This is a genomic window from Phyllobacterium sp. K27, assembly GCF_054796155.1.
The window spans coordinates 1-22,579 of sequence record NZ_JBTWND010000003.1; the positions used below are offsets into that span (position 1 = coordinate 1).

The 22,579-nt window shown below is 53.5% G+C and carries 9 protein-coding genes; 6 read left to right on the plus strand and 3 right to left on the minus strand.

What is annotated here, in order from left to right; translation table 11 throughout:
* Both ACYJL1_RS17920 and ACYJL1_RS17925 read right to left on the minus strand, forming a co-directional pair.
* A partial coding sequence (locus ACYJL1_RS17920) for a peptidoglycan DD-metalloendopeptidase family protein (protein ID WP_460898294.1) occupies positions 1-2,166 on the minus strand: 2,166 nt, incomplete at its 3' end.
* 122 nt (positions 2,167-2,288) lie between these two features.
* On the minus strand, positions 2,289-3,713 hold the full coding sequence (locus tag ACYJL1_RS17925; RefSeq protein ID WP_460898295.1) for a caspase family protein: 1,425 nt from the start codon (positions 3,711-3,713) through the stop codon (positions 2,289-2,291).
* A gap of 216 nt (positions 3,714-3,929) precedes the next feature.
* Here ACYJL1_RS17925 and ACYJL1_RS17930 point away from each other — a divergent pair, with 216 nt between their 5' ends.
* The 6 genes from ACYJL1_RS17930 to tagF all read left to right on the plus strand — a co-directional run bounded on the left by ACYJL1_RS17930 (position 3,930) and on the right by tagF (position 13,660).
* Positions 3,930-5,279 (plus strand): type VI secretion system-associated FHA domain protein, encoded by a 1,350-nt coding sequence (locus ACYJL1_RS17930; RefSeq protein WP_460898296.1) that lies wholly within the window; start codon positions 3,930-3,932, stop codon positions 5,277-5,279.
* A 113-nt stretch (positions 5,280-5,392) separates the two neighbouring features.
* The gene (gene tssJ, locus ACYJL1_RS17935) at positions 5,393-5,911 is read left to right on the plus strand and encodes a type VI secretion system lipoprotein TssJ (RefSeq protein ID WP_460898297.1); all 519 of its coding nucleotides are present in this window, start codon (positions 5,393-5,395) and stop codon (positions 5,909-5,911) included.
* Positions 5,912-5,929: 18 nt separating this feature from the next.
* On the plus strand, positions 5,930-7,267 hold the full coding sequence (gene tssK / locus ACYJL1_RS17940) for a type VI secretion system baseplate subunit TssK (protein WP_460898298.1): 1,338 nt from the start codon (positions 5,930-5,932) through the stop codon (positions 7,265-7,267).
* Positions 7,268-7,271: 4 nt separating this feature from the next.
* On the plus strand, positions 7,272-8,645 hold the full coding sequence (gene tssL, locus ACYJL1_RS17945; protein ID WP_460898299.1) for a type VI secretion system protein TssL, long form: 1,374 nt from the start codon (positions 7,272-7,274) through the stop codon (positions 8,643-8,645).
* Positions 8,642-12,220 (plus strand): type VI secretion system membrane subunit TssM, encoded by a 3,579-nt coding sequence (tssM, locus tag ACYJL1_RS17950; protein WP_460898300.1) that lies wholly within the window; start codon positions 8,642-8,644, stop codon positions 12,218-12,220. Before tssL ends, tssM begins: the two co-directional genes overlap by 4 nt.
* Before the next feature lie 63 nt (positions 12,221-12,283).
* On the plus strand, positions 12,284-13,660 hold the full coding sequence (gene tagF, locus ACYJL1_RS17955) for a type VI secretion system-associated protein TagF (RefSeq protein ID WP_460898301.1): 1,377 nt from the start codon (positions 12,284-12,286) through the stop codon (positions 13,658-13,660).
* 31 nt (positions 13,661-13,691) lie between these two features.
* Here the strand turns inward: tagF and ACYJL1_RS17960 are convergent, their stop codons facing one another.
* On the minus strand, positions 13,692-21,821 hold the full coding sequence (locus tag ACYJL1_RS17960) for a beta strand repeat-containing protein (protein ID WP_460898302.1): 8,130 nt from the start codon (positions 21,819-21,821) through the stop codon (positions 13,692-13,694).
* Between the last annotated feature and the right edge of the window lie 758 nt (positions 21,822-22,579).

Here is a 22,579-nt window from a genome sequence, read left to right on the forward strand (position 1 = left end):
TTGCCGGAACCGCGATGCCTTGACCCGAGCTTCACGATAAACCGGAGACGTCATACCCCCAGTGCTGCCCGACATTTTACGGCTGGACCAATCGACGATCCATCCAGCAGTTTTGCCATATAAGAACGGATTGGCTGCGAATACCGATTGGTCGAACAGCGAGCTCAACTGCGTGTCTGGCGCGGCCGAAAGCACAGTAACGGCACCGCCGCCGCCAAGGAAATGGGCCAGATAGAGATTTCCTGCAGTACCGGGAATTCCCGATGCTTTCAATGTCGCCTCATTCTCGTTCGCGAGGTTCATGACCATTTCCGTAGCAAGCGTCGGATCAAATTTTAACGCGAGCAGTTCGCTGACACTCATCTTGGAAACAAGATCGCCTCGATAGGAATTCATCATCCGCAACCATGTACTATTGATGAATTGGCCGAGACCGCTGGCAGAAGACAATGGATTGGCTGCATTAGGATTGCCGCCGCTCTCCACATGAATAATGCGTTGAACAAGTTTCGCTGCTTCCCCATCAAGCCCGATTTCGCTGTAGCTGGAGCCTAATGGGTCAACCAGCCGGCCATTGGCCACAAGCTCAAAATGCAGATGTGGGCCGGTGCTAAGGCCGGTAGAACCAACAAAGCCGATTATCTGACCAGCTTTCACCGATTTTCCGACTGTCACGTTGCCGGCAAATCCTTGTAGATGCGCATAATGCGTCTCACGATTGCCCGCATGTTTGATCTTGATGAAATTGCCAAAATTGCCGTTGGTACCGGCAAAAGATACGGTCCCGTCGAAAGATGCATAAACGGGTGTCCCGGCAGGCGCTGACCAGTCCACGCCCTCGTGAAACTTTACCGAACCAAGAATTGGATGAACACGCGGGCCAAAACCAGACCGGAATACGCCTTTGACAGGGAGCACGAAACCTTCTGCGCCGCCAAGACCCGACGTGGTGTCATTTTCCGTCATACAAGAGTAGTCACCACCGCGCTCGGGCCGCAGGAGATAACATTGCAAAGTCTCGCCGCTACGCCGGACCGATACGTAAAGCACACGTCCGCTTTCGCTGGGTCCATCGCGCGGAGATTCCGAATAAAGCAATGTGACCTTGTCTTCGGGCGAGATGAACTTACCAAGGTCATACAGTCGCGACATCCGTGTAATTGTCTCGGTGACCACGTTCGAAGGTATGTCATTGCGTATCCCGGCACTATAAATGCCGTCCATGATGCGGAAATTCTGTTCACTAGCCTCGGACTTGCCTCCTGTTACGAGTTCTGTCCAGCTTTCATCTTTCCAGGGATCGTCAATCTTGAGGTAGCTGCCGTCGTCGGCACGCGCCAAGCTGCCGATCAGCCCTTCGGTTCCGTATAGTGAAAGCTGTACAGGTGCGGTCGTCAGGCTCTGCGGATCGACAACTGATGTTCGCCAGACAGCAAGATAACCCGGGCGCAGCAGTTGAATGTTCAAAAGCCTAGCCACGGCTTCGGATACACGGGCATTCTCACCTAGTGTTGTGTGGCCATCTGTCAGCACGTCAGCCACACTTCGTTCGGCCAGAACCTTGATTACATATTGCTGATTTTGCGGTGGGCGCTGCTTTTCGCCGATGATCTCAATATTGTTGGAGCTGCCCGGCGCTGTCTGGCCGATCTGCGTATTTTCACTGGACGATACGCCGCCTTCCCAGCCGGCGTCGGTGGGGGCGGAGTCACCGGGTTTAGATTCGGCATCCGGCTGGCTCATTGGCGTTGCCGATGTTGCCGGCGCTTCAGGAGCTGATTGCATAAGGGCGAAATCTTGCGGAGTTGCAGGCAATGCCGTCATCAACCGGACGGAACTCGAAAGCATCGTGTCTGAGACATAGAAGATCGGCCCCTTTATTTCGGAGCCACTATCGTTCTTCTGGAAGCGGATTTCAGTTTTACGGGCCTGCGGCTTTTCATTGTTGACATTTTGCAGCAGCAGCGCATCTCGCCGGTCATCAGTTGCGGCCAGCTCGAAATCCCCCTCTTTGCCAGTGGGGTTAACCTCGCCTTCCGGGATAACCAATGTCTGGTCTGTCAAATCTTCAGGGGCATTGGCAAAACGCGGAATAAAATATATCGCAGAACCGATCGCAGCGATAATGAAAGTGAACGAAAGGAAGCGTGTGAAACGCCGTATCAAACGCCGCCTTCCAAACAGTTTCTTTGCCTGCTTGAAGTCCGCGTTGATGGTATGGAGGGATCCTTCATGCTTCATAAGTCACCATATGAAGCTGACAAAGACTTGCGCGCCCCTGATAGGCATTATCGGTACACACCGCCAATACCAATATCGCGCAAACCTTTGCGTGGCGGCGCAGCACGGGCAGGTGCATCAATCTGCTGTCGCGGCGCTGATGTTGTTGCAGGTCGTGGCGCTCTAGTAGGTTTTACCTGAGCCCGTGGACCATTGCGTGCCGGAGCAACCGCCTGTCGAGGTGGCACGTACACGCAAACGGTGTTCGTTTCACGCCGCAAGTTTTCATAATGAAACTGTGTCGGTGCGGTATCGGTAACCTTGAGGTTTCTGTTCGAATAGTACCGAGCAAGCGCTTCCCGTGAGCTCGCTCCCCACACACCGTCCAAATCAGAAGTATAGCATCCAAGCCTTTGTAATTCCTGTTGCAGACCCCAGACCAGATCCTCTGGCCCGAATATTTCTGCCGGTGCCGTAGGCATATAAATCACCGGCGGATTCAAACCGTTGCCTGGCATAATTTCCGGATTGATGGCCGGGGGAAACGGTGTAGCTCCAGCACCCGGCGGAGCAATCGTCAGACCCACTGCCGGAGGATCAATCATTGATCCGAGGTCCGTCCGGCGGGAAAGGCCCTGCCCGCCTATTGCCGGTTGAGCAGCCATCGCAATGGTAGTCTGTTGATCTTCACCCGTATCAGCCAGCTGCGAGAAGTAAAACTGTTTCTTCAAGGAAGACTGATCCCAAGGCAGCTGCTGCTCAAGTGTATTTGCGAACACATCGGCACGTACCTTGATCATCATGTTTGAGATATCCTGGCCGGGTGTATTGATATGGTCGAGCAGAGCCTTGGTAAATGGGCTATACGAACTGGCGCCATCATAACTGATGTTACCGGGTTGGGTGGCAAAGGCTATGAATACGTTCGCGCCGCCTGTAACCTGTGCAAGGCCGGCATTTACCGATCCGCCGCCCGGCAAGGGGTTATTACGACAGGCGTCAAGAAAAATCAGTGTCTGACGGTCCGGCGACTGCACTTCGGCAATGATCCTGTCGAGACTGATCGTCTCCTCGACAATCTTTGCCCGATCATTGAGATGCGCGTCGACGGGCACCAGATAATTCGTACCATTCAACTGAAATCCATGGCCCGAAAAATAGACAAGCGATACGTCTGCAGTCTTGGCCTGCACTTTGAAATCTTCGAAAATCCTGTCGAATTCGGCGCGCGTGGTGTTGCTTGCAGGAAAGATATCAAATCCCTGCGCTCTCAATGCGTCCGAGATACCTTTGGCATCATTTGATGGATTTACGAGCTTCTCGACATTCTGGTAGTCGGCGTTACCGATGATCAAAGCAATGCGTTTTTGTACCGGAAGCCCCAGTATTTCTGCTTGGGCACTCTGCAGTGCAAAAAACAGCGCAATAAGCATCGCACTCACGCGTAGCGCGAACGAAGCCAATCGACTGATGTATTGCACATGAGAGGACACTCACTGTCTCTTTAACTTGTGGGCGTTACCAGACAAATCTTGTCGTCCGGTACACTCCTGTTTTCATCCGATCTTCAGCAGATCACAGTGTATACACAAAATTAGCCTAGATATCGCTGTACTTGCAACTGTCTTATGGCGAAGGCTAAGATATACGAGTTATTTGTCCGTCGTAAGACGCACAGATTTACTACCTACCACATGCAGGAACTATCAATGCGAATCGAACTTCAAGCCATGAACAATTCGAATGACACCTCTTTCGGTGGTTCCATGGTGGTTCAGGGGCAGCGTTTTAGCATAGGCCGCGGCGAAAGCTGCGATTGGGTAATCAAGGATAGCCGCCGTGTCGTTTCAAAGCATCATTGCACATTGGAACAGCGTGATACGGGCATCTATCTTATCGACAAAAGTACAAACGGCGTCAGCGTTGGTGGAATTGCTGTCGACCGGCAATATGGTCAGCAATTGTTTGATGGCGACACTATTGAGATTGCAGACTACCGCTTTAAACTGGTCATGCAGAAGAACGACGCCATTCGAACACCTGCCGCGCAAAGTAGTAGCACCGACTTGCTGGCAGGGCCAAGCGTAACGTCGATTCTCTCGGATATTGCTCCTGCGGGCGTCGGAGCCACAGGCCAACTGCCCGGCGAAAGCCACGATGAATTGTTTGATAAGCCAGCCAAACCTGCGTCGCGTGAAGGCTTAGGCGTCTCCGATATCGGCTGGGATGGACCGCCCGAAACTGAAGTGGATATCATCAAGCCGTATCGGGCCACCCGCCCTTCTTCCCTTTCCGACAGGATAGAACAAACGCCAGCGGCAAACTCCTTGTTTGAATTGCCGGTCGTGCGCCCTATCCTTCCGGACAATTGGGATAGTGATGACGAAGAACCGGTTATCCAACAGCAGCCGGTCCGGTTTGAGCAGCCTTCGATAACGCCCGAAGCCATAGCTCCTGTACCAACGCCATCAAAAGCGGCCCCAGCAAGAACTGTTTCAGCACAGGAAGCTGCTGAATTGCTTCAGGCTTTCCTGGACGGTGCCGGATTGGATGCATCGACACAGCCTGGTCTTGATCCGGAACAGTTCTTGCGAAAAGCCGGCGCTGTTATGCGAATCGCCTTGAGCGAACTCTACGAAATGCATGTGGGAAAGAATGCATCCGCTGGTCGCCTGGAGCTGGAAGGCATTGCTGGAGACACACCCTGGATATTTTCATTGGCAAGTCAGGAGGACAGCCAGCGGATGTATCGCGTCGTGGAGTTCATCAACGAGGCTGAACCTGCTGACATGAAGCTCATTGAGCGCGACTTTCGCTCGATCACCAATTACCAGACCGATCTGTCGGCAGCCGTGCTGGACTTTATCGGAGAGGTCCAACAGGCGATCGATCCTTCCGCTCTTGCAAGCAAAACCAAATCAAAAGCGATACCGGCGCTCCGCAAGGCAGCTCTTTGGGACGAATTCCTTGCCTCGACAACACTTTTCGAGGAACAACAGGGCGAAAAGCGCAAACCTGCACTATTGAAACTTCTTCGCAAATTCTTTTACAAAACATAAATCTCGCCAACTCAAGATTACGTTGACGTGAAGGTGTCTTATCTGCAAGTTACAACCAGATTAGTCACTTAGGTTGTGTAAAGTCCGTAAATGGATTGAATCGGGAGAATAGTATGCGTTTTGAAACGCTTGAGGTATCTGAGTCTCGTCACCAAAACACATCGTCAAAACGATCTTTTCTTTTCGCTTTTGCTGCTTCGGCGGCAACGTTTCTTTCTGCCTGCACATCAACGCCCGAGAACACGGGCCCACGATACCAGGAACCAATTCCTGTCACTGTTTCCGCCAGCAGTTCAGCCAATCCGTCACCTTCCGGCTCGGCCACGCCCACAGCGGTAGAAGTATCCGTGCTGAAGTCGCCCGGCCGCTTCCAGTCACTCGATTATTTTCAGTTGAAAGGCGGAAGCGCCCTCGGTGACGATCTTGTAGAGCGCAAGACGATTTCTGTACGTCCGGGTGAAACTGCCAATCTGGTTATCAATCCCGGCATTGACGGAGCATATGCTGGTGTAATCGCCGGTTTCCGCGACATTGAGAACGCCCGCTGGCGTGCACTCGCTCCGATTTCAGGCTCCGGGAAGTTAAGCATTTCTGTCGGAAAACTGTCTGTCAGTGCGTCCGCCAGCAATTAATCGATACGGTGTTTATTGATGGAACATGACAATCGCGTCGTCTGGTCGGAAGGTATGTTCCTTCGGGTGCAGCATTTCCAGCAACAGGACCGCTGGACCGAGAAGCTTGTAAAGGCGGCAACACGTGAACTGGTAAAGTTCCCGTGGGGTGTTTCCCGTCTTGCGATCAATGAACAGCTTTTGAGCAATGGTCTGTTCGCTCTTTCCAGTGCGCGGGGAGTGATGCCGGACGGTACTGTTTTCGAGGCCCCCGGCCCCGTTGATCTGCCCCCGGCACTGCGACTGGAGGAAGGTACCAAGAATGTTCTGGTCTATCTGTGCCTCCCTATGCAACAGGCAGGGCTTGCCGAAGTAGGCGGCGAGACTACCCCGGGTCGCAGCATTCGTTACGCACGTCAGAAGTATGAGGTGCAGGATACGAATGAAGGCAGTTCAATTTCTGCGCTTCTGGACGTTGGCAGGCTGCGCTTGAACTTTCTTTTATCAGATGAAGAATTAGCTGGTTATGATCGCATCGCAGTAGCCCGTATTGTCGAGGTTCGTCAGGATCAGTCGGTCGTACTTGACGATACCTTCATTGCATCCGCCACAAATTGCGCGGCCCAGCTTCAACTCGAAAACATTGTCACCGAAATTTTGGGTATCATATCCCACCGTGCCGAAGCGATTGCCGATCGAATGGGCGATCCATCCATACGCGGCACGGCAGAGGTTTCCGACTTCCAGTTCCTGCAAGTCCTTAACCGCAATGAAGCAGTCTTCCGGCATCACCGCGAAAATCTTGCTGCTTTGCATCCGGAGACGCTTTATGTGCTCTGTGCGCAGCTTTCCGGAGAGCTTTCAACCTTCACTAAGGAACGGCGCAGGGGGTCGGTTTTCCCCGGTTACCGCCATGTTGATCTGCGCGGCTCTTTTGATCCGGTTCTGGCAGATTTGCGCGAGTCACTTTCTTCCGTGCTGGAACGTTCAGCGGTGGAAATTCCACTCGACGAACGCAAGCATGGTGTACGCGTTGGCACGATCACAGACCGCAATCTGCTCCTCGGCAGCGGCTTTGTTTTAGCTGTACGAAGCGATATGCCATCGGAAGCACTTCGCAGCACCCTGCCTCGCCAGATCAAGGTCGGTCCAGTCGAACGTATCGCCGAACTGGTCAATGTCGCTCTTCCGGGCATAGCGGTTCGCCCGCTGCCTGTAGCGCCGCGCCAATTGCCTTATCGCCCGGGCACAAGCTATTTTGAACTCGATAGAGACGGCCCCTTGTGGAAACAGCTTAGCACTTCCGGTGCTATCGCCCTGCATCTGGCCGGTGAGTTTCCGTCCATTGAGTTTGAGCTTTGGGCAATAAAGTCATGACGCTATGAGTGACGACAAGTTCTGGCGCAGCGAACCGACGATCATAAAGCCTAAACCCGGCGGTGATCGTGGTCGTAATGCCCAATCCAGCATGGCCGAATCTGCCGAAACGACCACGCTGCAAGCTGCATTAACCGAAAGCGGCGTCGAGATGATCGACGGCACGCCTAGAGGCCTGCCGTTTTTGGTGTCGGCAGCACGGCCACAGCTCAACCTGCTTTATCATTTGCGCGGACTTCATGAAGGTCCCGATCCAGATCAGCTACGTACGGCGGTCATTGACGAAATGCGCGCATACGAACGCAAAGTAGCCAATGCCAATGTTGATGCCCAGCACGCACGCGTTGCCCATTATGCCTTGTGCGCTACTATTGACGACGTCGTCTTAAGCACAAGATGGGGCGGCGCAAGCAATTGGGCGAGCAACAGTATCGTCTCGACGTTCCACCGGGATGTCCAGGGCGGCGAACGTTTTTTTGAACTGCTTGAGCACTTTCACAAAGATCCAGGCCGCAACCGAGATATTCTGCTGTTACTGTATCTGTGTCTTTCGCTCGGTTTCAAAGGCAAACTTAGGGTTAGTGCGCGTGGGGCGTTGGAACTGTCTCAGATCAGAGACAGCCTGTACCGGACGCTTCAAGCCACAATGGGGGATGTCGAACGAGAAGTGTCGCCGCATTGGCGCGGAATCAATGCTCGCTTCCTCAAGGGGCGCTTCAAGAATCTTTATCCGACCTTGCTTGGTTTACTGGTACTGCTTTGCGCCTTCGGTTACATCGGAATTCTGCGGCTGCTCAATACAAACTCAGACGCAGTCATGGTAGCCATGGCGGCTGCACCACCCGAAGGCAATCCATCAATTAAAGTTGCGGAACCAGCTCCCCAGCCCGTCGAGCAGGTTGACCGGATTCGTAATTTCCTCGCTTTCCTGCAACCGGAAGTAGATCGCGGCCTGGTTACGACTCAACGCAACGGTAATCGCGTGCTCGTGCGTTTTCGTAACGCAGGCTTTTTTGCATCGGCAAAAGCAGACGTGTCACCACAGTTTCAGGGTCTGATAGATCGCATTGGCAGGGCCATTGCGGAGGAGCATTTTGCAGTGCAGGTTTTCGGTCATACCGATAATGATCCGATTAGAAATGCCCGGTTTCCATCAAACTTTGATCTCTCGCGAGCACGAGCAGAAAACGTCGCAAAAATCCTTGGGGCTTATGTACCCGGCAATCAAATTACTTTCGACGGTAAAGGCGAGTCTGAGCCGATCGATACGAATGATACCAAAGAGGGTAAAGAGGCAAACAGACGAACAGAAATCGTCGTAATTGCTACTCCGCACCCCGAGAATGACACGGCAACCGGCGCAGGCACTCAACAGTGAATATCCTCAATTGGCTCTACACAATCCGATCTTATCTTGAGGGCTACGCCGGCTTCCTCAAGGGCGGCAGGTTTTGGTCGCTAATCTGGGTTGTCGCCATTTCTGTGATGATCTGGTTTTACGGCGAAAGCGTAGCCTTCGGCCAATGGCGCCCGCTGGAAACCGAATATAGCCGTCTGGTGGCGATTGGCGTCGTCGTACTGGCTTGGCTGATCTACGCAATTGTTTCAGCATTCAGGCGTCGCCGGGCTGAAGCTGCGATGATTGATGCCGTCGCGGAGGACGGTACGGATTCCGAAGCAGATGCAAGAGAAGAGGTTACGCTCCTCAGGCAACGCCTAAAAGACGCACTGCTGCGCCTCAAATCGATCAGCAAAAAGCGGTTTGGCTACGTTTACGACTTTCCCTGGTATCTGATCATCGGTTCTCCCGGATCCGGCAAGACAACTGCGCTGGTGAATTCAGGCCTGTCCTTTCCCTTTGCCGATGAAATGGACGAGCAGGCCATTCAGGGCGTTGGTGGCACACGGAGTTGCGACTGGTGGTTTACCGATGAGGCTGTCCTGATTGATACAGCCGGGCGCTACACGACGCAGGACAGCGACGTTACCGTTGACAGTACTGCATGGCAAAGCTTTCTGGGTCTACTGAAGCGTCATCGCCCGTTAAAGCCTATCAATGGCGTTATCGTAACGATCAGCATGGCGGACATACTTACCCAAAGTGCGCAGGCGCGCTTTAAGGAAGTTCGTATACTCAAACAGCGCCTGCGTGATCTTGAAGACAGTCTGAAGGTACGCCTCCCCGTATATCTCGTGTTCACCAAGGTCGATATGCTTGCGGGATTTGGCGAGTTCTTCGACAATTTCAACAAGTTTGATCGTGAACAGGTTCTGGGAGTTACCTTCCCGCTTGGCGTCAGTCAGTCGAAAGGCAAGATCGCTCAGGCATTTTCGGGTGAAATCGATCTGTTGCTGGAACGTATGCACAGGATACTGCTGGAGCGCATGCAGCAGGAGCCCGATGATATCCGGCGAAGCAGCGTATTCCGGTTCCCCGCACAATTTGCATCTATCAAGAATGTGCTCGTCGAACAGATCGGCGAACTGACTGCGAGTTCGAAACTGGTTGGTGCGCCATTGCTGCGCGGCGTCTATTTTGTTTCCGCCACCCAAACCGGCGCAGTGTATGACAAGGTTGGCCGGTCGACTTCCGAGCGTTTTTCGTTTCTGCAGGGACCAAATACAACCGGAACGGTATCACAGAAGGCATTCTTCCTGTCACGTCTGTTCAATGACGTGATCTTTGGTGAAGCCAATCTCGTTACGACAGATCTCAAAGTTCAGCGCCGCAAGCGCATCATGTCTGCAATCTTTTATCTGGTTCCTCTGATTATTGCCGGCGGACTGTTCGGGGGCTGGGCACACGCCTATTTCACCAACCAAGGCACGATGGGCGCCGTGAATGCAAGGATTGCATCCTATAACCGCGAAGCGATGTCCATTCCTGTCGAAGACATAACGACTGACGATTTAAACCGCATTTTATCGCCGCTTGATACATTGCGCGGAGCCCTCACGGATGACATTGCGGGGAAGAGCCGTTGGTATCACTTCGGTACTGATCAGGAAGAAAAACTTCGTGAAAGCATGCAGGCGACTTATGCCCGCGGGTTAAACGGCTTCCTGTTGCCGCGTTTGCTGGTTCATCTGCAAAACCGGATGAATGATTCAAAGATCAGCACGGGCCAGCGGTATGACACGCTTAAACTCTACAGCATGCTTGGCGGCCTCGGGCCGCTTGATGAGGAATTTGCTCTGCGCCAGCTCCGGGCAACATTTGAAGCAAGCCTGCCCGGTGCTGGACGCACCCAGGCCCGCGAAAGTTTACTTGCTCACAGTAGTGCGTTGCTGTCGCGGCCATTGACGACAATAACGCTGGACGACAACCTGATCAAGAAGGCCCGCGAAAAGCTGAGCGCCATCCCGCGGGCACAGCAACTGTACGAACTTCTTGTAGCAAGCCCTGATGCTCTTGCGATACCGGAGTGGCGGCCTCTCGACAAAGCAGGTTCAGGAGCAAAATTGCTCTTCGCGCGGCAAAGCCGAACGGACCTGCGTGAAGGCATACCGGGCGTTTTCACGCGTGACGGCTACTTCAATTATTTTCTGCCTCGACTTGCGGAAATGGCAGAACAGTTCGCCAAGGAAAGCTGGGTTATTGGCGAAGATCAAGCGAGTGCAGAATCTGGCGACGATCTCAAACCCTACGTATTGCGCATCTATTTCAATGCCAACCGCATGCAGTGGGCAGCGCTGCTGAGCGACCTCACCATTCTTCCTGCTCCCGATCTTATTCAAGCCGCAGAGATTGTGCGTATTCTCGCTTCCAATGATAATCCTCTGCACACTCTTGCCACTGCCATCGCTGACGCAACAAATCTCGATCCGCAGCAGTTTGCGGCACCTGAAACATCTAAAAATCCAGCCCCCAAAGAGGGTGCAATAGACGAAGCGCAGCAGCGTCTGGCAGAGGAAAAGGCCAAGGCAGAATCCGCACGCGTTGAGGCGTTGCAGTTGCTGACCGATGGTTTTGAAACAAACATGCTCGATCCCTACGCTGCATTGCGTAAATCACTGCAGGCGCCTGAGGGTCAAAAATCAGAATTTTCTGATCTTTCTCCGATCCTTGAAGAGCTATCCCTGCAACTGAGCCGCGCCGCAATCAACGCCGGAGATGTCAACACGATCTTCGGCGTAGAAAGCAAGCTTGTATCGGCCAATCAGATGCTGGTGACACAGGCACAGCGATTGCCTGAACCGGTAAGTATCTGGATTGGCCGTCTTGCGACAGATATTGCGCGATTGACAGCTAACGGTGCCCGTCAGTCAATGTCTGCTATGTGGCAGGCTTCAGCGGCACGCGTTTGCAAGGCTGGTATCGAAGGCCGCTATCCTTTCAACCCCAATGGTGTCAACGATGTCGCCATCAACGATTTCATTCGGATGTTCGGACCATCCGGTGAGTTTGCAACATTCTTCCAATTGCATCTGAAACCGTTCGTCGATGTATCACAGTCCCCATGGCGCCTAACCGGAATGAACGGCGCCGAAGCTATTCCAAGCGATGCTCTCATCCAGTTTGAAAATGCTCAAGAGATACAGACGGCCTTCTTCTCAAAAGGCGGCAACGAGCTAAGTCTCGATCTGGATATTACGCCGGCTGACCTTGATAGCAATTCGACGAGTGTCTCCCTTGATATTAATGGCAAGAACATCACCTACGATCACGGCCCTCCCCAAACGCAGTCCTTCCAATGGCCGGGCGAAGGGAATCGCGAAGCACGCATCGCATTCAATCCTCCAGGACCTGGTACAACCAAAAAGACAAACGGCCCGTGGGCGATGTTCCGCCTGTTTGACATGGCACAAAAAAACGTATCCAGCGCGGATCAGTTTACTGCAATATTCCGGATAGGCAGCCGTAGGGCGAGCTTTGATATCAGGGTCGGGTCGGTACTCAATCCATTTGCGTTGAATGCAATACGCTCGTTTAAATGCCCTGAGGGCCTGTAACCTCAAGTCAAATGCAAGGCAATGGACGCCTGCCAGACCAATGGAAGTAAGGAACCAGGTTTTATGCACCACCGTGACACGGTTCTGGCAGGATATTTCGGCAAAATCCCCTCAAAGGGAGATTTTGTCAGCCGGCGCATTGATCGCAATGTTCGTGCGCAGTTTGATCAGTGGCTTCAATCCGCGTTACAGACAAGTCAGGAAACACTCGCTGGTGAATGGCTGGAGCTTTATCTGAACGCACCGATATGGCGTTTTTATCTGGAGGCGGAAATATGCGGACCCTATCCCGTTGTGGGGATGATGATCCCGAGCGTTGACAAGGCAGGCCGTTATTTTCCTTTTCTCGCAGCAGCACAAATACCGGACTTTGCCCTCACCGTTGCCGCAGTCGGGCAGACTGATGAATGGCTGCAGTCGCTCGAGGGTTTGGTTTTAAGCGTACTTGATGATGACTTCGATCTCGATTTTTTCGATCACCGGCTGGCTAAAATAGCTTTTAATATCGGCCAGCCCAAGCAGGATACCGAAACCACAGCTATATTTTCTCCCCTTGCGGCAGCACTGAATGATCAAAGCTCCGAGCCACGATCAGTATGGTGGACTTCAGGATCGGATCGACGCAAGGCTGGCATCTCGCTATACAGTGGTTGGCCGTCAGCCAGCGCCTTTGCGTCGTTTTTTACTGACAGCTCCGCGCCTGCGAATTTTGATGACGTCTTCGAGCGCGCACGCCAAAGCGGACTGTCCCGTCACAATAACGGCATGTCTTCTGAATCAGCCAAAGCCGGAGCGCTATCTTTGGCTGCACGATCCCATCGCGGAACATTGGCTGAGCAAAACATCGAAAGCTTCGTGTTTCGATTGGATAAAGGGCTTGTCTCCATCGCGGATGGAACCTTTGGCCTCAGTCGCAGTGCAACTATTTCACGCTTCCTGCTGGCAGCTTTGGACAGCGTTCAGTTGCCGGCTGGCATTGATGATGCTTTACAGGTCCTGCGGGAACGATTGGAGGATGCCAAACGAGCATTGACCGAGCGTCTTGATATCACGGTCGCTGGTCCAGCGCTGCAGGCGGGCGTGCTCAGCTTTGTCTTTCGCGAAAGCCGGTTTGGATTGATTGTGCAGGGAAATGTTCACTGCATCCTGCTTCGAGGCGATGAAGTGATCGAGCTAACCGATACCAGCCTTAGCAAACGTTCGGGCTCTACCCTGCAACTGCAATTCAAAGCAACATCCAGCACTGTTACCGGCGAGCTTTTGCCCGGAGACAAATTTATGCTGATGACGGCGAACGTTGCCGAAGGCGTACTCGAACCCAATGACCCCGACTTGATGGCCAACGACCGCGTTGAAGCGATTGTCGACAGAATTATCGATGATACATTGATCAATGGAACAGCTGATAACCTGACAGTCGTAGCTCTATCGGTTAGTTAACAACACCGGTTCGATATGGTAGAGTTAGATCTTAGAATTGCATTCTGAACTGTGCTGTCACTGCACCGCCAACGACATCTTCGCCGAATTGGAAATCACCCCGCACGCTTCCGATCATCAGGCGTTCAGCACCACCGATCTTGCCTGTCAACGATAAAAGATTCATGCCGATACTTGCTTCCCCATACGTCTGAAGCCGCTTCGTTGTGACTGGAAGCACGATCGGATTAGCGCTGTTTTGATCAATCGTCATGGTTGCATCGATATCGCCGGCAAAATCATGGTAGGCCGTTAGCGTAATAAACGGTGAAAGGCGAAGGCGATCATCAAGAACGAAATAATTCTTTGAAACAGTCAACCCTCCAAAGCTGATCATGCTCTCCACATCCTCAAAGCGAACTTTGCCCTCTTTTTGGTTGAGGAGAATGTTGCGTGGTATTGACAGATCATCAGTCTGATTCGTCGAGTAGGTAAAGCCAACGGCAGGAATAAGACTCCAATCGTTTCGTGCGTAGGTATAGGAAGCCGAACCGCCAATAGAGTTCCGGGTCCCAGAAACCTTCTCCCCCCCAATTTGAAACACTTCATCATTCACATTGACAGTATAATCAGTCAGTTCTTGGCGGACTTGCAGATCCAGGAAAAGCGGGCCTTTGGTAAAGGCCGCATAAGCACCATAGAAAACAGATTGGAAATCCGTTGTATTTTCATAGTTCTTTTGATCGGAACTACCAAATATCTGACCCGCGGTAACGCCGACGTTGATGTTGGCGTCTGTGTCATTGATGTTGAAGAAGCCGCCATCAAAACCAAACTGATAGCCTATATACTGGGAATCCAGTTTAGCGGGCGTATCTATCAGCGTTCCGTCGGGCTGCCGGATTGTTCCTGAGGTCTCGATTGTTGACATGCCAGAATTGGTCCGCATCCAGGGCGCAATACCAAATTGATTCTTATCAGGATCAATTGGCGCCGAAACAAGGCCGCTTGACGGTTTGAAAAAAGATGAAGCAACTACGTTTTGGGCAGCGATAAAACCTGAAACGACAGCGCTTGCAGCATTCCCGTCAACCCCTGATTTAACCACATATTGATATCCGTTACCTCCGCTGGTAGGTTGACGGACAAGATCATAACGGACAACACCACCGGTGGGCAAACCATCTGCGGTAACATCAAGGTTATTTCCAGACCCCTGAATATCGACTAGCAGTATTGAACTTCCAAGAATCGGTTCCGTTACTTCGGAAATACTATTGAGACGGAGATTCATTTTGCCCATAGCAACGCCGCCAATTGTAATGACGTCGGCGCTTTCAGCTGCAAGGTCGATATCAAGCAAAATCTGCCCCGACTGCCCACCCTGATAATTCGAAGTAAGATTAAAACGATCGCCGGTTTTGTCATTGACAAGACTGACGCCGCCACCGGTTAACGACAAATTGGCTTGGGTCTGGTTTGTGCCGCCCATTTGCAGCAGACCGCCGTTGACCGTTGTACTCCCGTTCAACGCACCGAGGGTGCCTCCTTCGCCCAGCAATAGGGTCCCGGCGTTAACGATTGTGCCGCCCGTGTAGGTGTTTGTGCCGGTAAGGACCGTGGTTCCGGTGCCAATCTGGCTGACGCTGCCGCTGCCGCTGATATCGCCATCAAATGTTAGTTCGTTGGAGCGGTTGAAGGCAAGCTGGCCATTATTGGCGATGTTGCCAACCACCGAACCACTGGCGCCGCCATTGCCGATCTGCAGGATGCCGTCGCCGATCGTTGTGCCGCCCGTGTAGCTGTTGTTACCGGTCAGCACCAGTGTGCCTGCACCTTCCTTGCTGAAGGCACCGGTGCCGCTCAGAGCTTGCGATATGGTAAAGGTGTTACCCACGTCATCAACATCAATCCCGCCGCCATTGCCGGTCATGGTGAGATTGCGGTTTGCATCGAATTCCGCAAAGCTTGTGCCCGTTATCTGGAGCAGGCCTCCATCCAGCTTCAATGAACCATTTGCTGAACCAAGGTTCGCATCTGCTGCAACTGACAGTTTCCCATCAGTGATCGTTGTGCCGCCCGTGTAGGTGTTTGTGCCGGTAAGGACCGTGGTTCCGGTGCCAATCTGGCTGACGCTGCCGCTGCCGCTGATATCGCCGCCAAGCGTCAGTGTATCGGAGCGGTTGAAGGCGAGTTCGCCATTATTGGCGATGTCACCTGCAACTGAGCCGCTGGTACCGCCATTGCCCAGCTGCAGGGTACCGGTGCTGATCGTTGTGCCGCCCGTGTAGGTGTTCGTGCCGGTAAGGGTCGTGGTTCCGGTGCCGTTCTGGCGAACACCGCCACTGCCGCTGATAACGCCGCCAAATGTCAGTGTATTGGAGCGGTTGAAGGCAAGTTGGCCATTATTGGCGATGTCACCTGCAACTGAGCCGCTGGTGCCGCCGTTGCCTAATTGCAGGACGCCATCGCTGATCGTCGTGCCACCCGTGTAGGTGTTCGTGCCGGTAAGGACCGTGGTTCCGGTGCCGTTCTGGCTGACGCTGCCGCTGCCGTTGATAGCGCCGCCAAATGTCAGATCGTCTGAGCGGTTGAAGGCGAGCTGGCCATTATTGGCGATGTCACCTGCAACTGAGCCGCTGGTACCGCCATTGCCTAGTTGCAGGATGCCGCTGCTGATCGTTGTGCCGCCCGTGTAGGTGTTTGTGCCGGTAAGGACCGTGGTTCCGGTGCCAATCTGGCTGACGCTGCCGCTGCCGTTGATAGCGCCATCAAACGTCAGTTCGTCGGAACGGTTGAAAGCAAGCTGGCCGTTATTGGCAATATTACCAGCCACCGAACCGCTGGTGCCGCCATTGCCAAGTTGCAGGATGCCGCTGCTGATCGTTGTGCCGCCGGAATAGGTGGTGTTACCTGTCAGTACCAATGTGCCGGCACCTTCTTTGCTGAAGGCACCAGTGCCGCTCAAGGCTTGCGATACGGTGAAGGTGTTGTTTGCCGCAGCAACGTCAATCCCGCCGCCATTGCCAGTCATGGTGAGATCACGGTTGTTGCTCAGTCCTGTCAGCCCCGTACCCGTGACCTGCAGAAGTCCGCCATTCAATGTCAGAGAGCCATTTGCCGAGCCGAGATTTTCATCGGCCGAGACCGACAACGTTCCATCGTCGATCGTCGTTCCGCAATGGCTGTTGGCGCCCCCAACCTTAACGGTACCTCCACCGGTTTTTGTGATGCCACCGCAGCCACCGGCACCGCCCGTAATCGGTACATCAATCGATGCGGTCACACCCATAAGTGCATTTAACTTCATGGGGTTGGATGCATTATCGGTTACCAGAGCACCACCTGTACCGGCGACAAGGCTGTATCCGTTATTGACGAACTGAAGACCTCCTGCCTTCTGGGCGCCCTCAACAGTCACCACCCCACCCAAATCGCCGGTCGTGTTCTTGAAAATCGCGAGATTACCCTTGAAAGGGGCAGGTCCTTCTCCGTCGGCGTTTACCCAAAGAGTGTCATTATTCCAGGTGCCAGCGCCTCCGGCGTCATCATCGCCTTTCCAATATTGCTCCGACCCATTCGAAACTACGATATCGATATAACCCGGTGTTGTCTTATCGATCGTAAAAATCTCGTTGCCCAGACCGCTTGGCAATGTTCCAATGTTGATGCCATTATCAGCGATGCTTCCATAGGACATAATCCGGTAGTAACCGATGCCAGCGCCACCAGCGTCGGAAAGGTTAAGCGTCCCATCAAGTGTCAGTTTACCGCCAACAGCAATAAAATCATTTATGCTGCTGCCCCGGTCTGTATTGGTACCAGGCGTTGAGAGTTCGAACTCGGAAGTGGAGCCCGCGCCAAGCGTCAAGTCGCCGCCAATTGACAAACGGCCGACCGAGGCACCCGGAGCGATCGATCCGCCATCTGCTACGTTGACATTACCGCCGACAGTACCGTTGCCGCCCAGTTGCCCTCCAGCGGCAACATTTACATTGCCGCCTAAATTGCTGTCTACGCGCAGCCTACCTTTTGTAACATCTGTGTTGCCCGCAAAAGTGCTGCTGTCGCCAGTAACTACAGTGGTGCCGGTACCAATTTGATTGATGTTACCGTTACCGCTGATATCGCCATCAAGCGTCAGTGTATCCGAGCGATCAAGGACAAGCTGGCCATTATTGGCGATGTCACCTGCAACTGAGCCGCTGGTACCGCCATTGCCGAGCTGCAGGGTACCGGTGCTGATCGTTGTGCCGCCCGTGTAGGTGTTCGTGCCGGTAAGGGTCGTGGTTCCGGTGCCGTTCTGGCGAACACCGCCGCTGCCGCTGATAACGCCGCCAAATGTCAGTGTATTGGAGCGGTTGAAGGCAAGTTGGCCATTATTGGCGATGTTGCCGGTTACCGCGCCGCTCGTGCCGCCGTTGCCTAATTGCAGGACGCCATCGCTGATCGTCGTGCCACCCGTGTAGGTGTTCGTGCCGGTCAAAACCAATGCGCCTTCACCCTCTTTGCTGAAGGCACCGGTGCCACTCAAGGCTTGCGATACGGTGAAGGTGTTGCCTGCCGCGGCAACATCGATGCCGCCGCCTTCACTTGTCATGGTAAGGCTACGGCTTGCGGCCAATTCCGCATAGCTCGTGCCCGTCACCTGCAGGACGCCGCCATCTAATTGCAGTGAACCATTTGCCCCACCGAGGTTCGCATCCGCCGATACCGACAGTTTTCCGTCACGGATCGTTGTGCCGCCCGTGTAGGTGTTTGTGCCGGTAAGGACCGTGGTTCCGGTGCCAATCTGGCTGACGCTGCCGCTGTCGCTGATATCGCCATCAAACGTCAGTTCGTCGGAACGGTTGAAAGCAAGCTGGCCGTTATTGGCAATATTACCAGCCACCGAACCGCTGGTGCCGCCATTGCCAAGTTGCAGGGTACCGGTGCTGATCGTTGTGCCGCCCGTATAGCTGTTCGTGCCGGTAAGGACCGTGGTTCCGGTGCCGTTCTGGCGAACACCGCCGCTGCCGCTGATAACGCCATCAAACGTCAGTTCGTCGGAACGGTTGAAAGCAAGCTGGCCATTATTGGCGATGTTGCCGGTTACCGAACCGCTGGTGCCGCCGTTGCCAAGCTGCAGGGTACCGGTGCTGATCGTTGTGCCGCCCGTATAGCTGTTCGTGCCGGTAAGGACCGTGGTTCCGGTGCCGTTCTGGCGAACACCGCCGCTGCCGCTGATAACGCCATCAAACGTCAGTTCGTCGGAACGGTTGAAAGCAAGCTGGCCGTTATTGGCGATGTCACCTGCCACCGAACCGCTGGTGCCGCCGTTGCCAAGCTGCAGGATGCCATCGCTGATCGTCGTGCCACCCGTGTAGGTGTTCGTGCCGGTCAAAACCAATGCGCCTTCACCCTCTTTGCTGAAGACACCGGTGCCACTCAAGGCTTGCGATACGGTGAAGGTGTTGCCTGCCGCGGCAACATCGATGCCGCCGCCTTCACTTGTCATGGTAAGGCTACGGCTTGCGGCCAATTCCGCATAGCTCGTGCCCGTCACCTGCAGGACGCCGCCATCTAATTGCAGTGAACCATTTGCCCCACCGAGGTTCGCATCCGCCGATACCGACAGTTTTCCGTCACGGATCGTTGTGCCGCCCGTGTAGGTGTTTGTGCCGGTAAGGACCGTGGTTCCGGTGCCAATCTGGCTGACGCTGCCGCTGTCGCTGATATCGCCATCAAACGTCAGTTCGTCGGAACGGTTGAAAGCAAGCTGGCCGTTATTGGCAATATTACCAGCCACCGAACCGCTGGTGCCGCCATTGCCAAGTTGCAGGATGCCGCTGCTGATCGTTGTGCCGCCCGTATAGCTGTTCGTGCCGGTAAGGACCAATGTGCCGGCACCTTCTTTGCTGAAGGCACCAGTGCCGCTCAAGGCTTGCGATACGGTAAAGGTGTTGTCCACGTCATCAACGTCAATCCCGCCGCCATTGCCAGTCATGGTGAGATCACGGTTGTTGCTCAGTCCTGTCAGCCCCGTACCCGTGACCTGCAGAAGCCCGCCATTCAATGTCAGAGAGCCATTTGCCGCGCCGAGATTCTCATCGGCCGAGACCGACAACGTTCCATCGTCGATCGTCGTTCCGCAATGGCTGTTATCGCCGCCAAGCGCAACGGAACCGCCACCAGTTTTTTCGATGCCGCCGCAGATTCCCAGCGCGCCGCTAACAATGGGCACGTCGATTGTTGCACTCACACCCTGAAGGGCACGCAATTCCATGGGGCGGAACAGATTACTCGAGACCAAGACACCATTCGTACCCGAAACAAGGCTGTATCCATTGGTGACAAATTGAAGGCTTTCGACAGTATACGACCCATTGACCGTTACGAAGCTTGTGGGCTCACTACCAAGATTGCGGAAAATGGCAGTTCCGCCCGTAAAAGGAGCGGGCGTTCCGCCATCTGCATTTACCCAATCGGTATTGCTATTCCAGGTGCCGCTGCCTCCCTCGTCATCATCACCATTCCAGTATTGCTCGGTACCGTCCGAAACAACCAGATCGATATAGCCGCTTTGTTGCACATCAATAGAGATATCAGCTCCAGGCAAACCGCCTGGAGCCGATCCGACTGCAATGCCGTGATCAGTCAGATTGCCCCCATAGGACATGATGCGGTAATAACCGATCTCTGCATTACCGTTTGCTCCACCGGCGTTCGAGAGATTGAGCGTTCCGTCAAGTGTCAGATCGCCGCCAACAGCAATGAAATCATTCTTGCCAAGTGCACCTAGTTCAAATTCAGAACTGGACCCGGAACTTAAGGCAAGATCTCCATCGATTGATAGCTTGCCGACAGTTCCGCCTGGAGCAATTATTCCCCCATCAGCGATATCAACATTGCCGCCGATTGTGCCGTTACCGCCAAGTGTCCCCTGATCCAGCACGCTGACATTGCCACCCAGCTTGTTATCGACAAGCAGGGTGCCGGCAAAAATCTCCGTTGCACCTGTAAAACCGCTGCTGTCGCCGCTTAGGGCCAATGCTCCGGCTCCCTCTTTCCGGAAGCCGCCATTGCCTGTCAGAACCTGCGACATGAGGAAGGTGTTGTTCAAATCATCAATGTTCACCCCGCCACCTTGATCGGTCATGACGAGATTGCGGTTTGTGCCGAGTTCCACAAAGTCCGTTCCCGTCACCTGCAGGGTTCCACCATTGAGTGTCAGGGTGCCATCTGCGGCGCCAAGATTTTCGTCAGCGGAAACCGATAATGTTCCGTCAGTGATTGTTGTCCCGCCGGTATAACTGTTCGTGCCGGTAAGGATGGTGGTGCCGCTGCCGATCTGGCTGATGCTGCCACCGCCGCTGATATCGCCATCAAGCGTCAGTTCGTCGGAACGGTTAAATACAAGTTGACCGTCATTGGCAATGTTACCGGTCAGCGAGCCGCCGGTTCCGCCATTGCCAAGCTGCAGGATGCCGTCACTGATCGTTGTGCCGCCCGTATAGCTGTTAGTGCCGGTAAGGATTGTGGTACCGCTGCCAATCTGGCCGACGCTGCCACCGCCGCTGATATCGCCATCAAGCACCAGTTCGTCGGAACGGTTAAATACAAACTGACCGTTATTGGTGATGTTACCGGTCAGCGAGCCGCCGGTTCCGCCATTGCCAAGCTGGAGGATGCCGTCACTGATCGTTGTGCCGCCTGAATAGCTGTTAGTACCGGTCAAAACCAGGGTGCCAGCACTCGTCTTTGCGAGCCCGCCGGACCCAGAAACCACAGAATTGATGGAGGCGGACATACCTGCGCCAACAGAAAATTCGTTTTCTATGCCGACGAGATTAAGGCTCGAACCCTGAATAAGATAACCGTTTGCCTTGAAGGATAAGCCGGTAATATTTTGAGGGGAGTTGACCGTTACCGAACCAGGAGTGCCAGAAAAGACCGCGACACCCCCTAGCCAAGTCGAATTCGACGTTCCCGTTTCATCGGTCCAATTGGTAGAGGTATCATCCCATACTCCATCGCCGCCTGTAACGCCCGGCCCTCCCATTGTGTCCTGACCATCCCAATATTGCTGTGCAACAGCGATATTTGGCGCAAGCAGGCCGGCCCCGATGAAAGCCACGCTGAGGAGCAGGATTTGCCCGCCCAAGGTTGTGGTCGATTGTAATGAACGAAGAGAACGATTCATACAGTATTGGCCCCTTGGGTATCGAATCACCGATGCTTAATTTCACTCGCCTTAAGTAAGTTTTCTAGTAAATTACAAATGGTGACATATCAACGACGGGAAGAACACACGCTACACAAATATTTTTAATGTATTGATTTTCATGACACATTTTTCCGAACTATCCGACAGAGCTACCAAATTAAGCACAAACATGTAACTCTCTAAAAAGCACAATATCACATCAACCGTATGTAGGATCTGGCGTCAATATCAGTGTTACCAGCCGCAGTTTCCATTTGACTAAGTCAAGAAGGCGATGCGAGCGATTGGCTGCAGTAAAGCTTGGAGTAAGAAGTTGCGTGGGCGACGCCGAGAAATTCACGAGGAGTTGTTATGATGGAACGTGTGAAACCTGCTTGATATTGAACGTCAGAGGACGCTTGGTGCCTGTTAAACGGGAACTTGTCAGCGAACAAGCGCTGCCGCGCTTGCCTTGCCTATTTCATCAATCGCGTTACCGCACCTTTGATGGCCCGCGGACGACCGGGCGAAACAAAGCCACGGTTTCCACTGAGGGGAAGTAGGCTTTGTTCCGTCATTCCTGCAATCAAATGGTAAGGAAACCGGCATTTGTCGTGGCGAGGCCCTCTAGGCAAAAATATTCGATTTGCCGGTGTTGCGTGAACAAAAGTATTCCGTGGACATCAAACTTCGCTTACCAACTCTGTCATATTCTTTCAGCTTGTATGGTTTAGACTTTTGACTAAGATATTTCA

What these genes read in the sequence shown, in the direction of transcription:
- tssK (WP_460898298.1), top strand. Translation starts at nt 5,930, where the DNA reads ATGGAACATGACAATCGCGTCGTCTGGTCGGAAGGTATGTTCCTTCGG.
- ACYJL1_RS17930 (WP_460898296.1), top strand. Translation starts at nt 3,930, where the DNA reads ATGCGAATCGAACTTCAAGCCATGAACAATTCGAATGACACCTCTTTC.
- tssJ (WP_460898297.1), top strand. Translation starts at nt 5,393, where the DNA reads ATGCGTTTTGAAACGCTTGAGGTATCTGAGTCTCGTCACCAAAACACA.
- ACYJL1_RS17960 (WP_460898302.1), bottom strand. Translation starts at nt 21,821, where the DNA reads ATGAATCGTTCTCTTCGTTCATTACAATCGACCACAACCTTGGGCGGG.
- tagF (WP_460898301.1), top strand. Translation starts at nt 12,284, where the DNA reads ATGCACCACCGTGACACGGTTCTGGCAGGATATTTCGGCAAAATCCCC.
- tssL (WP_460898299.1), top strand. Translation starts at nt 7,272, where the DNA reads ATGAGTGACGACAAGTTCTGGCGCAGCGAACCGACGATCATAAAGCCT.